The sequence below is a fragment of the uncultured Parabacteroides sp. genome (assembly GCF_905196875.1).
GTDB lineage: Bacteria > Bacteroidota > Bacteroidia > Bacteroidales > Tannerellaceae > Parabacteroides.
This window is the reverse complement of the sequence record NZ_CAJJWO010000063.1, coordinates 1-16,627: the sequence shown is the minus strand read 5'-3', so window position 1 is coordinate 16,627 and position 16,627 is coordinate 1. Positions and strand designations below refer to the sequence as shown.

At 43.7% G+C, this 16,627-nt stretch carries 10 protein-coding genes and 1 tRNA gene; 5 read left to right on the top strand and 6 right to left on the bottom strand.

Going from position 1 to position 16,627, the window contains the following annotated elements:
• Positions 1-17: 17 nt before the first annotated feature.
• Positions 18-2,978 carry a PEP/pyruvate-binding domain-containing protein gene (locus QZ076_RS17110; protein ID WP_293715143.1) on the bottom strand — a complete coding sequence of 987 codons (2,961 nt, stop codon included), beginning with the start codon at positions 2,976-2,978 and terminating at the stop codon, positions 18-20.
• Positions 2,979-3,414: 436 nt separating this feature from the next.
• On the opposite strand from QZ076_RS17110, the gene gdhA reads away from it, so the two are divergent.
• On the top strand, positions 3,415-4,749 hold the full coding sequence (gdhA, locus tag QZ076_RS17105; RefSeq protein WP_293715140.1) for an NADP-specific glutamate dehydrogenase: 1,335 nt from the start codon (positions 3,415-3,417) through the stop codon (positions 4,747-4,749).
• Positions 4,750-4,825: 76 nt separating this feature from the next.
• Here the strand turns inward: gdhA and ruvC are convergent, their stop codons facing one another.
• The gene (gene ruvC / locus QZ076_RS17100) at positions 4,826-5,386 is read right to left on the bottom strand and encodes a crossover junction endodeoxyribonuclease RuvC (protein WP_293715137.1); all 561 of its coding nucleotides are present in this window, start codon (positions 5,384-5,386) and stop codon (positions 4,826-4,828) included.
• Positions 5,379-5,696: a DUF4286 family protein gene (locus QZ076_RS17095; protein WP_293715134.1), complete on the bottom strand. Its 318-nt coding sequence runs from the start codon at positions 5,694-5,696 to the stop codon at positions 5,379-5,381. The genes ruvC and QZ076_RS17095 overlap by 8 nt, the downstream gene beginning before the upstream one ends.
• Before the next feature lie 82 nt (positions 5,697-5,778).
• On the opposite strand from QZ076_RS17095, the gene QZ076_RS17090 reads away from it, so the two are divergent.
• The 3 genes from QZ076_RS17090 to QZ076_RS17080 all read left to right on the top strand — a co-directional run bounded on the left by QZ076_RS17090 (position 5,779) and on the right by QZ076_RS17080 (position 6,554).
• Positions 5,779-5,852, top strand: a tRNA-Ala gene (locus QZ076_RS17090).
• An 88-nt stretch (positions 5,853-5,940) separates the two neighbouring features.
• Entirely contained in the window at positions 5,941-6,159 is a 219-nt protein-coding gene (locus tag QZ076_RS17085) for a type II toxin-antitoxin system HicA family toxin (protein WP_293715131.1), read from the top strand.
• 56 nt (positions 6,160-6,215) lie between these two features.
• Complete coding sequence (locus QZ076_RS17080) at positions 6,216-6,554, top strand: type II toxin-antitoxin system HicB family antitoxin (protein WP_293715128.1); 339 nt, start codon at positions 6,216-6,218, stop codon at positions 6,552-6,554.
• 84 nt (positions 6,555-6,638) lie between these two features.
• On the opposite strand, the gene QZ076_RS17075 is transcribed toward QZ076_RS17080, so the two are convergent.
• The 3 genes from QZ076_RS17075 to QZ076_RS17065 are packed head-to-tail and all read right to left on the bottom strand — an operon-like array spanning position 6,639 to position 13,314.
• Positions 6,639-8,219: a sulfatase gene (locus QZ076_RS17075; protein ID WP_293715125.1), complete on the bottom strand. Its 1,581-nt coding sequence runs from the start codon at positions 8,217-8,219 to the stop codon at positions 6,639-6,641.
• Positions 8,220-8,241: 22 nt separating this feature from the next.
• Positions 8,242-10,104, bottom strand: coding sequence for a RagB/SusD family nutrient uptake outer membrane protein (locus QZ076_RS17070; protein WP_293715122.1), 1,863 nt, complete (start codon positions 10,102-10,104; stop codon positions 8,242-8,244).
• 12 nt (positions 10,105-10,116) lie between these two features.
• On the bottom strand, positions 10,117-13,314 hold the full coding sequence (locus tag QZ076_RS17065) for a TonB-dependent receptor (protein ID WP_293715119.1): 3,198 nt from the start codon (positions 13,312-13,314) through the stop codon (positions 10,117-10,119).
• Between the two features lie 275 nt (positions 13,315-13,589).
• Between QZ076_RS17065 and QZ076_RS17060 the strand changes: the two genes are divergently transcribed.
• Positions 13,590-16,627: sensor histidine kinase (locus QZ076_RS17060; protein WP_293715116.1), on the top strand; the 3,038-nt coding region annotated here is incomplete at its 3' end.

The following is a 16,627-nucleotide window of genomic DNA, read 5'->3' as shown; positions in this document are numbered from 1 at the left end:
TAAGTTATATAAACAACTTAATAGTCCGGTTTAAGCACTACGCCCAAACTTTTCTTTCCGTCCATCTTTATAACAATGGGAGTCTCGAAATGAACATGACGCAGATATTCCGTGTCCTCGACGGCCGGCAGGGCATTCAGATAGTCCTCATCGAACCAGCCGTCTCCCTTAAACGGATTGATCGTGAAATATCCGACACCGAAGGAGGTCAGATTCTGAAAGAAATGCGTTCCCTGGCTCGGGTCGACACGATAGTTCTCCAGGCCGCACTCCACAATCACACGGGCATTGCTGATATGAGGCCATTTCACCGGGATACCTAACCAATGGTCACTGCTACCCCAACGTCCGGGACCGACCAATACATAGTTCTTTTCCTCTTCCGTGAAACGACGGTTCAGCTTCTCTATCTCATAAGCGATCAACTGATTGTTTGAAGAATTGAAAGCACCGCTCTTTACATAGATAATATCCTGTACGTCCGTCACGATACCATGCCCCAATACACTGGTCGAAGAAAGGATTGTCTCTTCATTCTTAACCAGGGTCAGGTCTTCATCCATAATCTCCTTGTTATCCACGATCGGACGGATCTGAAGCAGATAGAAAGTTGCCTTATCATGGTTATTCGGATCGACATTCACGGCAAACTCGATCTCTACCGGACGCCCCATTTCTTCCTGGCCGATACGAAGCAATTCATCCAACGTCTTTGCCAACGGGAATACATCATGTTGCAGGATATTGACGAAAGAGAGGATCTTTCGCCCTCCGGAATAATAACCGTCACGAATGATCTGATCGTACGGATCGTAAGTAGAAACGATATATTTCAAAGAACCGTCGGCATCGGCATCTTTCAGGTTCAGACGCAACAGGTTGAAAGAGTCGTCGATAGAGAACTGCTGTGCCAGATTCTCCAGGTCGAGCGCATAGAAACGGGTCTGCGTCTCACGAAGGGCGAAATCCATCGTGCTCATCTGCAAAATATTGTGCGGGTGGCGCGGTGAGAAACGTAAGGTTTGACCGCCGTCAACGATATATTTTCCCAATCCGAGGGCGATATTGGCAATGCCGTCTTCCGCCTTCTCGTTACCGATCGGGTAGAAATTAAGCGACCGGGCCACACCGGAAATAGTCGGATAGAAATGATCGTTGTAACGGTTACCGACCACTTCCTGCAATACGATCGCCATCTTCTCCTGGTCGATCAGGTTGGAAGTTGCCGTCATATATGCCTTACTGTCACGATAAAAGACGGAAGCATACACCGCCTTGATCGCATCGCTCAGAATACGCAACATCTCATATTTATCCTCCATCCGGGGAATCATATAAGTAGAATAAATACCGGCGAACGGTTGATAGTGCGAGTCTTCAAGCAAACTGGACGAACGGACGGCTATCGGACTCTTCACTACATCGAAGAAAGCCATCAGATCATCGATCAGGCTGGCAGGCAGACTGGCACGAAGGAAATATTTAAGGATCGTCTCATCGTCGGCATCCCCCAAAGCGATAGGCAACAGCTCGTTCGTCTCCATAAATTCGTCGAAGATATCGGTACATATAACTACCGTCTTCGGAATGTTGGTATTGAAGTTTTCCGTCTCCAATTTCGGATAACGTTTCACCATTGCTCCCATAAAAGCAAGGCCTCTCCCCTTTCCTCCCAGCGAACCGTCGCCGATACGGGCAAAGTTGCTGTACTCGTCGAAACGGTCTTTCTGATAGATGGCTACCACCCCGGAATTCTTCATCCGGCGGTATTGCACGATCAGGTCGAATATCAGTTTACGAGCCTCATCCATATCTTTATAATCGCTCACATCCACCCGCTTCAGGACCTCTGCCGGCGGGAACATGGCACGCGAATAGAAAAAGCGCGAGAAATGATTGCGCGAAAGATGATAAACCAGCGAGTCGTCCGGGATTTGGAAGACTTTCTTCTGCAAATCTTTCAAATCCTTGATACGCATGATCTCTTCCTTCGTCTGCGGATTCAGGATAACGAAATCGCCGAACCCGAAACGCTGCATGATCTTCTTACGCAAATCCTGCGGGTAGCTCTTCGAATTCTTATCGATAAACGAGGCCCCCAACTCTTTGGCATATACCTTATTGCACGACTCCGACGACTCCAGGACAAAAGGAATGATCAATCCCGTTTTACGGACATACTGCCCGAACTTATAACCGGCATAAGGATCTTTCACCCCATTATGCATAAAACTCATATCCGAAACGATACCGAGCATATTATCCCGGTACTGGTCGAAAATACGGACAGCCTCCTCGTAGGTTCGTGCCAATTTAATTTTCGGACGACCACGCATACGAAGCGTCTGCTGGTGACCGTTAAGTGCCTCCTTTGCAAACATCTGGCTCTGTTCCAATACAAACTTATACAGATGCGGCAAAGCGGAAGAATAGAAACGGATCGAATCTTCAACCAACAGAATGATCTGCACGCCTACACTTTTTGTATCGTCGGGCGCATTCCACTTATCTTCAATAAGTTTAATAATAGCCAGCAACAGTTCGGCATTCCCCAGCCAACTGAATACATAATCGATCGCACTCAGATCTTCATTGGCTATACGTTTGGAAACTTCTTTGGAGAAAGGCGTCAACACCACAATAGGAATATTAGGATAATGCACCTTGATCTCCTTTGCCGCCGCGAAAATATCGCGATCGTCCATATTAGGCATGCAGATGATCAATTCAAAATTACGATCTTCCAGTTCAGCCAGTGCTTCTTCTTCCGTAGTCACCTGAGTAAAACGGGGAGGATAACGAAGGCTCAGCGAAGTATATTCGTTAAATATCTGTTCGTCTACCCGCCCGTCGTCTTCCAACATAAAGGCATCGTATTTAGTGGCGATAAGCAATACATTATATATACGCTTATTCATTAGATTGGCGAATGATGTGTCTTTAAACACAAGGTTCTTAAAGTCCGGTATTCCGCTCATACTGTTTTATAGAGTTATATACGCCCAAAAGTAAGGAAAAAATCAAATCCCAGGCAGACTATTAAGTATTTTCTCCCGACAATCTACTCTTTTCCTCGTTAGTAACTAACATTTTCCTCCTATATTTTTTTGCTTTTGAGCATGCTCAAATTTAATTTTGAGCTAGGGCAAAATCAATTTCGAGCATGCTAAAAATTAAATTCATGCTAGCTCAAAAGTATAAAAACAGGTATACTAAAGATTAAAATATGCCTGATAAACAATTAGTTCCCCGGCACTTTGATACTAGTTGGATGAAGAGTAACCGAAAGCATCCGCAATACATGCATCAATAACATATCCTGAACTGTCAAAAAGAAAGTAAAAAGCTTGGTCAATCCATAGAATTGCCTACATTTGTCTACATAATGTTATTCCTTAAAAAGCAATAGACGCTATGAAAACAGAAGTTATTTTATCTGCACTGGAAGCAAAGCACCCGGGTGAAAAAGAGTACTTGCAGGCCGTGAAAGAAGTTCTTTTATCAATAGAAGAGGTTTATAACCAGCATCCTGAATTCGAGAAAGCGAAGATCATCGAGCGTTTGGTTGAACCGGAACGTATCTTTACTTTCCGTGTACCCTGGGTAGACGACAAAGGTGAAGTACAGGTTAACTTAGGATATCGCGTACAATTTAATAATGCGATCGGCCCGTATAAGGGGGGAATTCGTTTCCACCCGTCTGTAAACTTATCCATTCTTAAGTTTCTGGGCTTTGAGCAAACATTCAAAAATGCACTGACTACATTGCCGATGGGTGGTGGTAAGGGCGGTTCCGACTTTGCTCCCCGCGGAAAGAGCGACGCTGAGATCATGCGTTTCTGCCAGGCTTTCATTATGGAACTGTGGCGCAACCTGGGTCCCGACCGCGATGTTCCGGCAGGTGATATCGGCGTAGGCGGACGCGAAGTAGGTTATATGTACGGAATGTATAAGAAACTGGCGCGCGAAAACACTGGTACATTTACTGGTAAAGGTATGGAATTCGGCGGTTCAATCCTTCGTCCGGAGGCAACGGGATATGGTGCGCTTTACTTCGTACATCAGATGCTCGAAACACATGGTATCGATATAAAAGGAAAAACAGTAGCCGTTTCCGGTTTCGGAAATGTGGCTTGGGGAGCAACGAAAAAGGCAACTGAACTGGGTGCCAAAGTAGTTACAATCTCTGGTCCTGACGGATATGTTTACGATCCCGACGGTATCTCCGGCGATAAGATCGAATATTTGTTGGAATTGCGTAACAGCGGTAATGACATCGTGGCTCCTTATGCTGAAGAGTATCCCGGTGCAACCTTCTATCCCGGTAAGAAACCCTGGGAACAGAAAGTGGATATCGCCCTGCCTTGCGCTACACAGAACGAACTGGATGCAGACGACGCCCGCAAGCTGATAGCAAACGGAACTCTATGCGTTGCCGAAGTCTCCAACATGGGATGTACGGCCGAAGCAGTCGATCTATTCATCGAACACAAACAGTTGTTTGCTCCGGGTAAAGCCGTTAATGCTGGTGGTGTAGCTACTTCCGGACTTGAAATGACGCAGAACGCCATGCATATCTCCTGGACTGCCGACGAAGTGGATGCTAAACTGCATCAGATTATGGGTGCTATCCACGAACAATGTGTTTCACACGGTAAAGACGGTAAATACATTAACTACGTGAAAGGTGCAAACATCGCCGGCTTTATGAAAGTAGCCAAGGCGATGATGGCACAAGGTATTGTATAAGCTTTATATTTTCAGATAGAAAAAGTCCGGAACGCATAATTCCGGACTTTTTTATGTTATATAGGGAAGATCCGTTTTACTTCCTGACTTTATCGGGATTCTTGGCAAGGAAGTCTTTCCAGCCGGTATATTTCTTCTCTGAGATGGGATTATTCGTCTGGAAATAATGACAGACAGCTGCCGCCAATCCGTCGGTGGCATCCAGTTGCGGCAGCATCGACTCTTGCGGGATATGCAGGAAACGTTGTAACATGCCGGCAACCTGTTCTTTGGCCGCGTTACCGTTGCCGGTGATAGACATTTTGATCTTCAGCGGGGCATATTCGAAGATAGGGATTTCGCGTTCCAAAGCTGCCGCCATGGCAACGCCTTGGGCTCTCCCCATCTTTATCATACTTTGCACGTTCTTTCCGAAGAAAGGGGCTTCGATAGCCAGTTCGTCAGGATGATACTGGTCGATAAGCGCCAGTACACGTTCGAATATCTTCTTTAAGCGCAGGTAATGATCTTCGTACTTGTTCAGTTGCAGTACGCCCATAGCCTCGAGTTTCGGTTTATTCCCTTCGATCTTCAGGACACCGTATCCCATCACGATCGTTCCGGGGTCTATACCTAATATAACACGGTCTTTAATCATTCTCCCAGTCTATTTCTTCCAGTAAGGTACTGAAGCCAACGATCTTGGTTCCGAAGCGGGTGATCAGTTCCTGTTGCAAGCCACGGCCTTCCGATTCCATCCAGTATTCCAGCGTCTCCGGATTCTTTACATGGAACTGCACGGAGTAACTGGTTGCATCCTCGGTCTCATCCTGTAAGATACGGCGCAAGTAAGGTGTTCTTAAAAATCCGCTGGCTGCTGCACGCGGTATGTAACTCTTCTTCAGATATTCTATGCACTCGGTAAGGATATCATTCTCTATATTGAATGTTGTATTATAAACGATCATATTCTTTTTTCTCCAAATTTCTTATACAAAGATAGCGAATATATCAGGAAAACCTCTATATTTGCATTCGAAAACCAAACACGGGGGATTAGCTCATCTGGCTAGAGCGACAGACTGGCAGTCTGTAGGTGATCGGTTCGAGTCCGATATTCTCCACGGAAACACCATAAGAAAGTAATTTTACTTCTTATGGTGTTTTTTTATATCCTTTCAGGTCTTGCCTGTAACTAAAATATAGTTACATTTGCAAAAACAAAAGCAATGGTTAGAGAGGCTACTGAAGTATTTTGGATACGAAAAGTCCAATAAAGGTAAAACGTCAGGCTCAAGGGTTATCTATAAAAACGCAGATAAGCGTCCGATCATGATACATAAGCCCCACCCGGGGAATATTATCAAGCTATATGCAATGAAGCAAGTACTCAATGATTTGGTTGAGGCTGGATTTATTAAAGAGAAGTAAAAAGCACAATAGATAAGTTAATCAGGGGGCAACCTGTAAAACTCTGCATAAATATAATGAATACATTAACTTACAAAGGCTATATCGGTTCTGTAAACTTTAGTGAAAAGGACAATGTCTTTTTCGGCAAGATAGAAGGTATAAACGGACTTGTAAACTTTGAAGGCGAAAGCGTAAAAGAACTTACAGCCGCTTTTCATGAAGCAGTAGACGACTATTTGGCTTACTGCGAAGAAGAAGGGATAGAGCCCCTTAAAAGTTTTTCCGGCTCTTTGAATGTTCGCATATCTCCTGAGATACATAGCCGGATTGCAATGCTTGCCAAACAAGCGGGGGTATCTATCAACGCATTCATTAAACAAGCTCTGGAAAAGCAAATAGCCTCTATGCTATAAATTGAACTAAAAGTCAATCATACGAAAAAAGGCTGCTCCCGAATTACCAGGGAACAGCCTTTATTCTTTGCCAGTCTATATCTATCAGTTCTTTGCCAGTTCCGACTCGATCGGATCGTCATATTGCTTCTGTAACTTGTGGAGTTCGTCCATTAATTGTTGGATGATCTGATCGTTGCCCGGTTCGTTGTAGATGTTTTTCATCTCCATCGGGTCGTTTTGCAGATCATACAATTCCCATACATCGATGTCGTCGTAGAAATGCATTAACTTATAACGATCCGTACGTACTCCGTAATGACGTTTTACCATGTGTTCGGCAGGGAATTCGTAATAATGGTAATACAAAGAGGTACGCCAGTCTTTCGGATGTTCGCCTTTCAGCAACGGCAGATAAGAATCGCCCTGGATGTCTTCCGGTATCGGTGCACCGGCCAGTTCCAGGAAAGTAGCAGCATGGTCGATATTCTGAACCATTTCAGTGATATCACCCTTTATACCACCCGGATAGCGAACCAGCATCGGCGTACGGAAAGATTCTTCATACATGAAACGTTTGTCGAACCAACCATGTTCACCCATATAGAAACCCTGATCTGAAGTATAAACAATGATCGTATTATCCAGCATGTCGTTCTTTTCCAAATAATCCAAAACACGTCCCACATTGCGGTCTACAGAATGGATCACACGGATATAATCGAGCATATACTGCTGGTATTTCCACTCTGCCAACGCTTTACCGGAAAGTTTCTTTTCCTTGAACTCCTTGATGATAGGATCGTAATGTTTATCCCAGGCAGCTTTTTGTTCAGCATTGAGCTTGTTGTACATTGCACGGCCGGCCTTTTCCAGTCCCGGATTGGAATGAATCTCGTTCTCTTTGTCAGCCAGTTTCAGGTCATAGACAAGGTCCATATCCTTGATGATGCTCATTTCCTGCTCGGAAGCAGCGATTCTGCCTTCATACTTATCATAGAATGTTTCCGGAATAGGGAAAACAACGTCCTTGTACAACTCCAGGTCACAAGTATCGGGCATCCATGTACGGTGCGGAGCCTTGTGGTGCAGGAGCAGGCAGAACGGTTTCTCCTTATCCCTCTTTTGATCCAGCCAGTCGATTGCCAGATCGGTTGTTATATTGGTGGCGTATCCTTCAATTTGCTTCTTCTCACCGTTGTCGATGAAATACGGATTGTAATAGTCTCCCTGTCCGGTCAGGATATTCCAGTAGTCAAATCCGGTCGGATCGGAAGTAAGGTGCCATTTACCTACGACCGCTGTCTGGTAACCAGCTTGTTTCAACAGTTTAGGGAATGTCTGCTGTGCACCGTCGAAAGTATGTGTGTTGTCGGTAAAGCCATTTTTATGGCTATGCTTACCGGTCAGCAAACAAGCACGGCTCGGGCCGCTTAACGAGTTGGCAACAAAACTGTTTGTAAAACGGACTCCTTCTTTGGCGATACGGTCAATATTAGGCGTCTCGATGAACCGGTTATCGTACGCACTGATTGTCTGGTACGAATGGTCATCACACATGATGTAGAGGATATTCATCGGCTTTTTAGCCTCCTCTGCCACTTTTTTCTCCTTGCAGGAGGGCAGCGATGCCAACATCGCTGCTCCTGTCAAAGAAAATAATACTGTAGATCTAACGTTTTTCATATATCTTGCTTATATAATGAGTTTACCAACCCGGGTTCTGCTCCCATTTACCACCTGTCAACGACAGCATACGAGGTTGAATAGGCAACAGATAGTCGCGACCGACATTAAACTTCCATCCCTGTTCATAACCTGCCGGGTTGCTGGGCACCACATAACGCAGTGCGTCACCCGGTTTTCCTGTCAGGAAAAGGTTATTACCCGAAGCCTGGTCATAAACAAGTTTACCGTCAAATGCAGGATTGTTTTCCAAGTTACTTCCTGCAAATAATGCACCTTTCGGCCACTTACCGACGATCAGTTCTTCAGCAGCAGCCCAACGAAGGATATCTTCCAGACGACGGCCTTCGCAAGCTTTTTCAATACGACGTTCACGACGGACAGCCTGTATATATTTATCCAGATGACGGAACGGATAATCGGATTCCTGATTGTACTCCCGGTCAAAATCAACAGCAGGCATACCTACCCGATCACGTAATGGTTGTAAAGCTACGATTATTTTCTGAGAATTAGCTGCTCCGTCCAATTCTGCCAACGCTTCTGCATAATTTAACAGAATATCGGCGTAACGAAACTGAATAGCCGGAGTCGCTCCCTTGAATTCAGCATCCAGGCTACCGGTATAATCTATTTGCACATACTTCAACAGTGAATACCCTGTCATATTCTGGTTATAGGCAGACGAACCGATCAGCGGCGGAACCTGATAATAAGGAGGTGTATCGTCCGGACGCAATTGCTGTCCCGGTGTACAAATCGTCTGTGCCAAACGCGGGTCACGCACGGTTGACAGCAGTTCGTTACCAAATACCCTCTTCGCTTCTGTTCGCGCAGAACCAACAAAAGGTTTACCATCTATTGTCAGGTAATCATCTATCAGCGAAGCTGTGACACCTACTCCACCGCCACCCTGGTTCAGGTAACGATTCACATTATTTCCAACCTGGTCGCCGTCATACATCTTAAACCAGAGGACTTCCGAATTACCGGACAGATCTGTTGTCTGGAACATCTTACGATAGTCATCTTTCATATTTCCCGTCGTATAGATTTTCCATACACCACGGTCCATAACTTCTTTAGCCGCATTGGCCGCTACGGTGAAATAATTCTTTATTTTTTCGTCAGTTACGGCAGGATCAAAGAATTTATCGCCTTTTGCCTTATGATATTTCTCCCAGGTTCCTTCAAAAAGAGCAACATCACTTTTCAAGGCACGAGCCACATCTTTATGGACACGCATGGAAGCACTATTGCTTTGTTCACCCAGATAAGAAATAGCCTTATCCAGATCGGCCAAAATACTATCCGCTACAACCGTACGGCTATCCCTGGATAAATGCATCTCTTCCTCATTCGGGTCAAGCGGAGTACTCACCCATGTCAATGGTCCATAATCCACAAGCATTTTATAATAATACCAGGCACGGAAATAATAAGCTTCACCGACATACTGGTCATATTCAGGAGAACCTTGTTCCACGCAATTTTCCAGATTGCACAGCATAAAGTTCAGATTCCGGATAGCCGTATAATTAGTTAACTTGGAAGCACCACTCAATGTTGTTTCTCCTGCCAGACGGGTACTTACCGCCCCTCCCGACATATTATCACTATGCGTATCATAACCTGCAATACCACTTCCGCCACCGGCTCCAAAGTCCTGTACCCGCAAGCCATCACCAAAATCCACTTTTATTTTATCATCTTCATATTTCGGATTGCCTGTCTGATAAAACTGGTCCAGATAATTCCTCATTTCACCTGTACTACTGAAAGGTTGCGCAGTTGAAAGTACACCTTCCGGCATTTTATCCATATCAAAACAGGATGTAAGGCCGAAAGCTAAAATCACACCTAAAAATATATTTCTCTTCTTCATAAGATATCTAAATTATAAGTTAACAACCAAACCCACAGATACTACACGATTCATCGGATAGTTCTTACCACCTTCACTTGTATAATCATTCTTTGTATAGATCGCTTCCGGATCAAACATTCCTTTCAACTTTGTAAAGGTCAGCAGGTTTTCACCTGAGAAAAATACCTGCACCTTCTGCATACCGACCTTATTCGTCCAGATAGCAGGAAGATCGTAACTGATCGTCAAATTCTTCAGACGACAATAAGCACCGCTTTGAATATATCGGTCGCTGGTAGTCATTGTTTTGTTACTGAATGGAGTAACACCGCCTGCGGTATGGATATAAGGCTTCGGATAATAAGCGCCCGGATTCGATTCACTCCAATAATCCAGATGTTCCTTAAACACAGTTACCTGTGCATACGGACCACTTCCCCAGAAGTAAGCTCCCGTTCCCGGATTCCAGTCACGCTTGCCAACACCCTGGAACATCATACTCAGACTAATACCTTTCCAGCTGATAGAACCGTTAACTGTATATTGGTAACGCGGAGTCGTATTACCGATCACAGTCATATCACCCATATCGTCCAGCGTATTTGTACCATTGTTGATCTTATTATCATTATTAAGATCACGATATTTCACGTCACCCGGAGTCCAAGGCTTACCACTGATGAACGACAGATCATACTTCTCATTATAAGCATCCGCTTCTTCTTGTGTCTGGATCAGACCATCGGCACGATACCCCCAGATCTCACCAACCTTTTTACCGGTATACCAGTTATCTTTCGGATTCGTTCCGGTCGGGTTTGCATACTCCGTAACTTCCGAAACTGCGTCTGACAATGAACCTCCGATGGCATACTGAATATCACTACCAATCTGTCCGCGATAATTCAGGGCAAGCTCCCAACCACGGTTGCGCATACGTGCATTATTTGTCTTAGGAGCATCTGCACCGAAGATATCGGGGAAGTCGACACCGGGACCTAACATATCTTTCGTATCACGCTGGAATACATCGAGTGTACCGGTCAAAGAATTTCCGAAAAAGCCAAAGTCAAGACCGATATTCTTACTCTCCACCTTTTCCCATGTAGTATTCGGATTTACAACACCCGGAGCCCGTGTAAAGATATGGCGTCCGTCAGAGAAAATATAATTACCCAACTTATTGTTCAATTCCATTGTCGCAGCAAAAGTATACAAGGCGGCACCAGCCTGATTTCCTAACAAACCATAGGAAGCACGAAGCTTGAGATTTGAGAGTATATCTGTTACGGAACTCATAAATTGCTCACGGGTAATATTCCATCCCAAAGAAACAGAAGGGAAGAATCCCCAGCGATTGCCGGAAGCAAAACGGGAAGAACCGTCGTAACGTCCGTTCAACTCAACCAGATAACGTCCGTCATAATCATAATTGACACGTCCGAAAAAACCGCGGGTAGCCCAACCGTTGCGGGTATCGATGACAGTTTTGTCGCCGGTTCCCATACCGACATTCGGATTGCTGGTTGAATACAGGCCGGTAATGGAGTTCTTCATCAGGCTGAACTCATAATCTTCTTCCTGGAAACCAGCCATTACTGTAAAGTTATGCTTTTCAGCCAGGCTGAAAAGATAATTTGTATACAAATTAATTGATTGATAACGTGTATGGTCATAGCTCCGGGTAAACTTACCATCAGGTGACATACCTAATTCTGAGCGGACACCTTTTGAGGTACTTACACCGTCGGCACCATAAATAAGCGGACTTACATTCAGCGCTTCATATTCTTTATTATCTAATTTATATGTATAGTCGAAGAATATAAACCAGTTTTTGAGTGGCTGAATGTCCAAACCGGCAGTGATATTCATATTATCACGCTGTGTATTCGTATATGTTCCACTTTGCAAATAAGGAATCATTGTCAATTCCGTAAAATGTCCGTTCGGGTCAACCGGAGAAACTGTAGGACGGAAACGAGCCAATGAATGATAGAAACCTTCGCTGATACCACCGTCACCAAACGGAGTATCCTGATCTGAATGCATAAACTTAGTATTCACTTTCAACTTCATCCAACTGGTCAACTGGGAAGTAACATTAGCGGCAAAATTATAACGCTTATAATCCATATCAGCATAACGAAGGATTCCGTCTTCCGAGTAGTAGCCTCCTGAAACATAATATTGTGCAGCTTTACCGCCACCACTCAGGCTAACATTATGATTCTGTTTAAACGCCCAGTTTTTATAATGTAAATCAAAATAGTTCACATTACCGACACCTAATTCCGAATTTTCAAAAGCCGGGTTCATATTAGAATTAGCCGGTAGTTCAAACCACGGATCGACACTGCTCGGATCATTGATATACTGCTGTAACAAGGCCAATTTCTCATCACTATATAAACGTGGAGAACCTGCATTGGTTACACCAGCATTCCAGTACTGTGCAAAATCATAAGAATTTACCATATCCGGCAAAACAGTCGGCGTACTCCAGCCCACCGTACCCTGGTAGTTGATACGCATTTTACCTTCTTCCCCTTTTTTAGTTGTGACAAGGATTACACCATAAGCAGCACGTGCACCGTAAATAGCACAAGCAGCCGCATCCTTCAATACAGAGATATTTTCAATATCACTGGGATTTACGTCTGAAAGGCTCATTTCCACTCCGTCCACCAGAACGTAAGGCTCAGCATTATTATCCAGGTTACCCTGTCCGCGTAATGTCATCTTACCTGCTCCTCCCGGACGACCGCCGTCGGAATTACTTATTAACAAACCCGGAACCATCCCCTGTAAACTCTGTACAGCATCTGCTACAGGACGACGTTCCAACACATCCCCTTTAACGGAAGATACAGAACCTGTCAGATTCACTTTCTTTTGTACGCCATACCCGACAACGACAACTTCATTTATATCAACCGCATCACTAATCATCTTAATTGTCAAATCCTTCATGCCTTCCTTTATCAGTATTTCCTGGGGGATAAGACCAATATAAGATATTAATAACGTTTGTCCGGGTGATACCGAGATAGAGAAACGACCATCGGCATCTGCAATCGTACCGTTCTGTGAATCTTTCACTTGAACGGCTGCACCAGCCAAAGGTTCGGAGGTTGCCTCTTCGAGGATAACCCCTGTTACTGTCTGCTGAGCAAAGCCTGCCAAGCAAAACAACATCAATAAAAAAGTTAGAAAAGATTTTTTCATAAAACAATAAATTTAGTAAACAACATAATTTAAATCCCAAAACAGATAAATTCTTACAAATTCACCTATATCCAAGTAATTTAGAATTAACTCTATTTCATAAGCACGCTCTATTTAGTTAATATTTGCAAAGGCAAAATTGCACTTTCCGACACATATCGGCGTCAACAAACGTACTTTTCATGTCAAAAACTATCCTAAAGTTCTGTTTACATTGAATATTTTCTATTTTAGATCGGTTTTATTACATTTGCACTCATTGGAAACAAAGTACGATGAAAAGCTTCCCCATTATAAAATTATTACAGCTCCTACTCTTGTTTTTCTTTTGTATATCCCATACAAAAGGAGCGAGTCCCAGCTATTTCTTCCAGCAATTGAATCTTGACAAAGGTTTATCGCAAACAACAGTGAATTGTATCCTGGCAGATAATAAAGGATTGATCTGGATCGGAACAGCCTCCGGGTTGAGTTGCTTCGACCGTTACGACATGAAAAGTTATTTCCATGAAAAGGACAACCCTTATTCTTTACCTGGAAATACGATCTTTTTCATCGCAGAAGATTCACTAAACAATATCTGGATTTCTACCAATAACGGATTAACCCTATACGACAAAAGCAGCGACTCATTCCGTCCCATCAAATTCGAAGATAAGACAATTATTACAAACTCATTCCTTACATTTTCCGGCTCCATACTTTTCACAGCGGATGAAGGACTATATATCTATAACAATAAGAATCAGACACTCCATAAAAGATCTATCCTTCAAAAGGATTCATCTGATTTTAGACCTTATTATATCTGCCCTTGGAATGATAACGAAGTATTGCTTATCTCACGCAAAAACGGCATCCTCAAGTATAATCCGGTTATTAATCAGATAACCCCTACCGATTATCCGGTCCAGGCGGGAGACTTGAATGCGGCCTATCTGGACAGCAAGAAAAGACTTTATCTTTCTACTTATAATAAAGGCTTCGTTTGTTATGCTCCGGACGGAAAAAAACTTTTTCATATCCATACAGGCAATTCACGATTGAATAACGATCTGATCCTTGACTTCTTGGAAATAAATAACAAACTATGGATAACAACCGATGGCGGAGGCATAAATATAATGGAAATGGATACTCCTTCCGATATAACAGCAATTGTCCATACGCCGGGAGACAGAAACACTCTTCCCGTAAATTCAGTCAAATGTATCTATAAAGACAAGCTGGACAATATCTGGGCAGGGACAGTCAGAGGCGGTATGATCGGAATCAAGGAAGTTTTCATGAAAACATATACAGATGTTCCGCGCAATAATACAAATGGATTGAGCGACATATCGGTAATTAGCATCCACGAAGACAAACGAGGACGCTTGTGGTTGGGGACAGACGGAGGCGGTATCAACCAATATGATCCTTACACCGATACCTTCAAACATTACCCATCCACCTACGGAGATAAAGTCGTATCCATCACAGATTATTCAGACGCAGATTTACTTGTTTCCCTATATACGAAAGGCATGTACCTATTTAATAAACAAACAGGGAAATACCACCGTCCCTTCTATTTAATCGATGAAGAAACAACAATCGACCAGTTTCACGGAGGAAACGCCTCATTAGCTTACAGAGTTACAGACGAATGGGCCTATTTTTTGGGAAAAAATGCAGTCAGCCATAGTTTCAGGACCGGAAAATTCTCATTCTTGAAAATAGATGGAAAAAAGCTGGCAACAGGTCCGATGAAAATGGTTTGCGCCGATGAAAAATCAGCCTTTATAATCCAAAGCAATAATCTGTATGAAGTATATCACGGCAGCGACACGTTACAAACCCTCCTCAGTATCAGAGGACATGAAGCGATCAAGGCTGTGGCCCGCGACAAAAACAATATTTTTTGGATCGGGACAGAGTATGGATTCGGGTATTTCGATTCTAAAACAAAAAAGTTCACCAAAATTGAAACCAAACTGTTCAACAGTGTATCTACCCTCTTATTGGATGAGCAGGAACGTCTTTGGATAGGTGCCCGTAATATGTTATTCTCGTACGATCTCAAAAAGAAACGTTTTGCCTCCTGGGGAGAGTCGGACGGTTATACAACAAATGAGTTTATCTATAAATATCAAGTTTCGTCCATCTCCGATTATATCTATCTGGGGGGTGCCTCCGGATTGCTGCGTATCAATAAAAACATATCGACCAATGAAGAACCGCTACCCGAAGTCAGGTTGATGGATGTTTTACTGAACGGAAACTCCTGTATCGACCAACTGCAAAACGGCCATAACCGGATAACAATTCCACATACACACAGTTCGATCGAAATAAAGGTAATCTCAATGGAAAAAGATGTGTTCCGTAGCAAACTATACCGCTATATGATTAACGGGAGTGATAGACAGTACACTGAAACATACAACCATATTCTTTCACTACGCATGCTGGCTCCTGGAGATTATTCAATCCTGGTATCCTGCAATTCGAAAAGTGGGGAATGGAGCGAACCGGTCGAAGTACTTCATATCAGGGTAACACCTCCCTGGTATCAACGTCCTTATGTTTTTGTCATATTCATTATTCTGTTAATCTTGCTACTTTTCTGGTCCGAGCGCATATTAAGACAGCGTAGAAACCAAAAGATGAAATGGCAGATGAAAGAGCACACCAATAAGATGAATGAGGAAAAAGTACGCTTCCTCATCAATATCAGCCATGAACTGCGTACCCCGCTAACACTAATCTATGCACCACTGAAAAGAATCCTCGATAAGAATAGCTGGAATGATCCGGAATATTTGAAAGGACAATTATCCGGTATATACAAACAGGTACTGAATATGAGAAACACCATCAATATGGTGCTGGACATGAGCAGTCTGAAAGAAGCAAAAAACACTTTGCATAAAACACCCCATCGACTGAACAAATGGATTATGTCCATTGCCAAAGACTTTGAAAGCGAGTTGGAAGCTCGCCATATCCGGATAGTCTATCTGCTGGATGAACACATCGAACAAGTATCATTCGATGGTCCTAAATGTACGACTGTTTTATCGAATCTATTAATGAATGCGCTGAAGTTCAGCCCGTCGGACACGACCATCACCGTATCCAGCCAACTGAAGGAAGATAAAGTATACGTCAGCGTTGCCGACCAGGGTATCGGTCTGGGCAATCTGGATATCACGAAGCTGTTTACCCGTTATTACCAAGGGAACCACGAGCAATCGGGAAGCGGTATCGGCCTGTCGTTCGCCAAAGTTCTGATCGAACGGCATGGAGGGACGATCGGAGCGATGAATAA

What these genes read in the sequence shown, in the direction of transcription:
- QZ076_RS17110 (WP_293715143.1), bottom strand. Translation starts at nt 2,978, where the DNA reads ATGAGCGGAATACCGGACTTTAAGAACCTTGTGTTTAAAGACACATCA.
- gdhA (WP_293715140.1), top strand. Translation starts at nt 3,415, where the DNA reads ATGAAAACAGAAGTTATTTTATCTGCACTGGAAGCAAAGCACCCGGGT.
- ruvC (WP_293715137.1), bottom strand. Translation starts at nt 5,386, where the DNA reads ATGATTAAAGACCGTGTTATATTAGGTATAGACCCCGGAACGATCGTG.
- QZ076_RS17095 (WP_293715134.1), bottom strand. Translation starts at nt 5,696, where the DNA reads ATGATCGTTTATAATACAACATTCAATATAGAGAATGATATCCTTACC.
- QZ076_RS17080 (WP_293715128.1), top strand. Translation starts at nt 6,216, where the DNA reads ATGAATACATTAACTTACAAAGGCTATATCGGTTCTGTAAACTTTAGT.
- QZ076_RS17075 (WP_293715125.1), bottom strand. Translation starts at nt 8,219, where the DNA reads ATGAAAAACGTTAGATCTACAGTATTATTTTCTTTGACAGGAGCAGCG.
- QZ076_RS17070 (WP_293715122.1), bottom strand. Translation starts at nt 10,104, where the DNA reads ATGAAGAAGAGAAATATATTTTTAGGTGTGATTTTAGCTTTCGGCCTT.
- QZ076_RS17065 (WP_293715119.1), bottom strand. Translation starts at nt 13,314, where the DNA reads ATGAAAAAATCTTTTCTAACTTTTTTATTGATGTTGTTTTGCTTGGCA.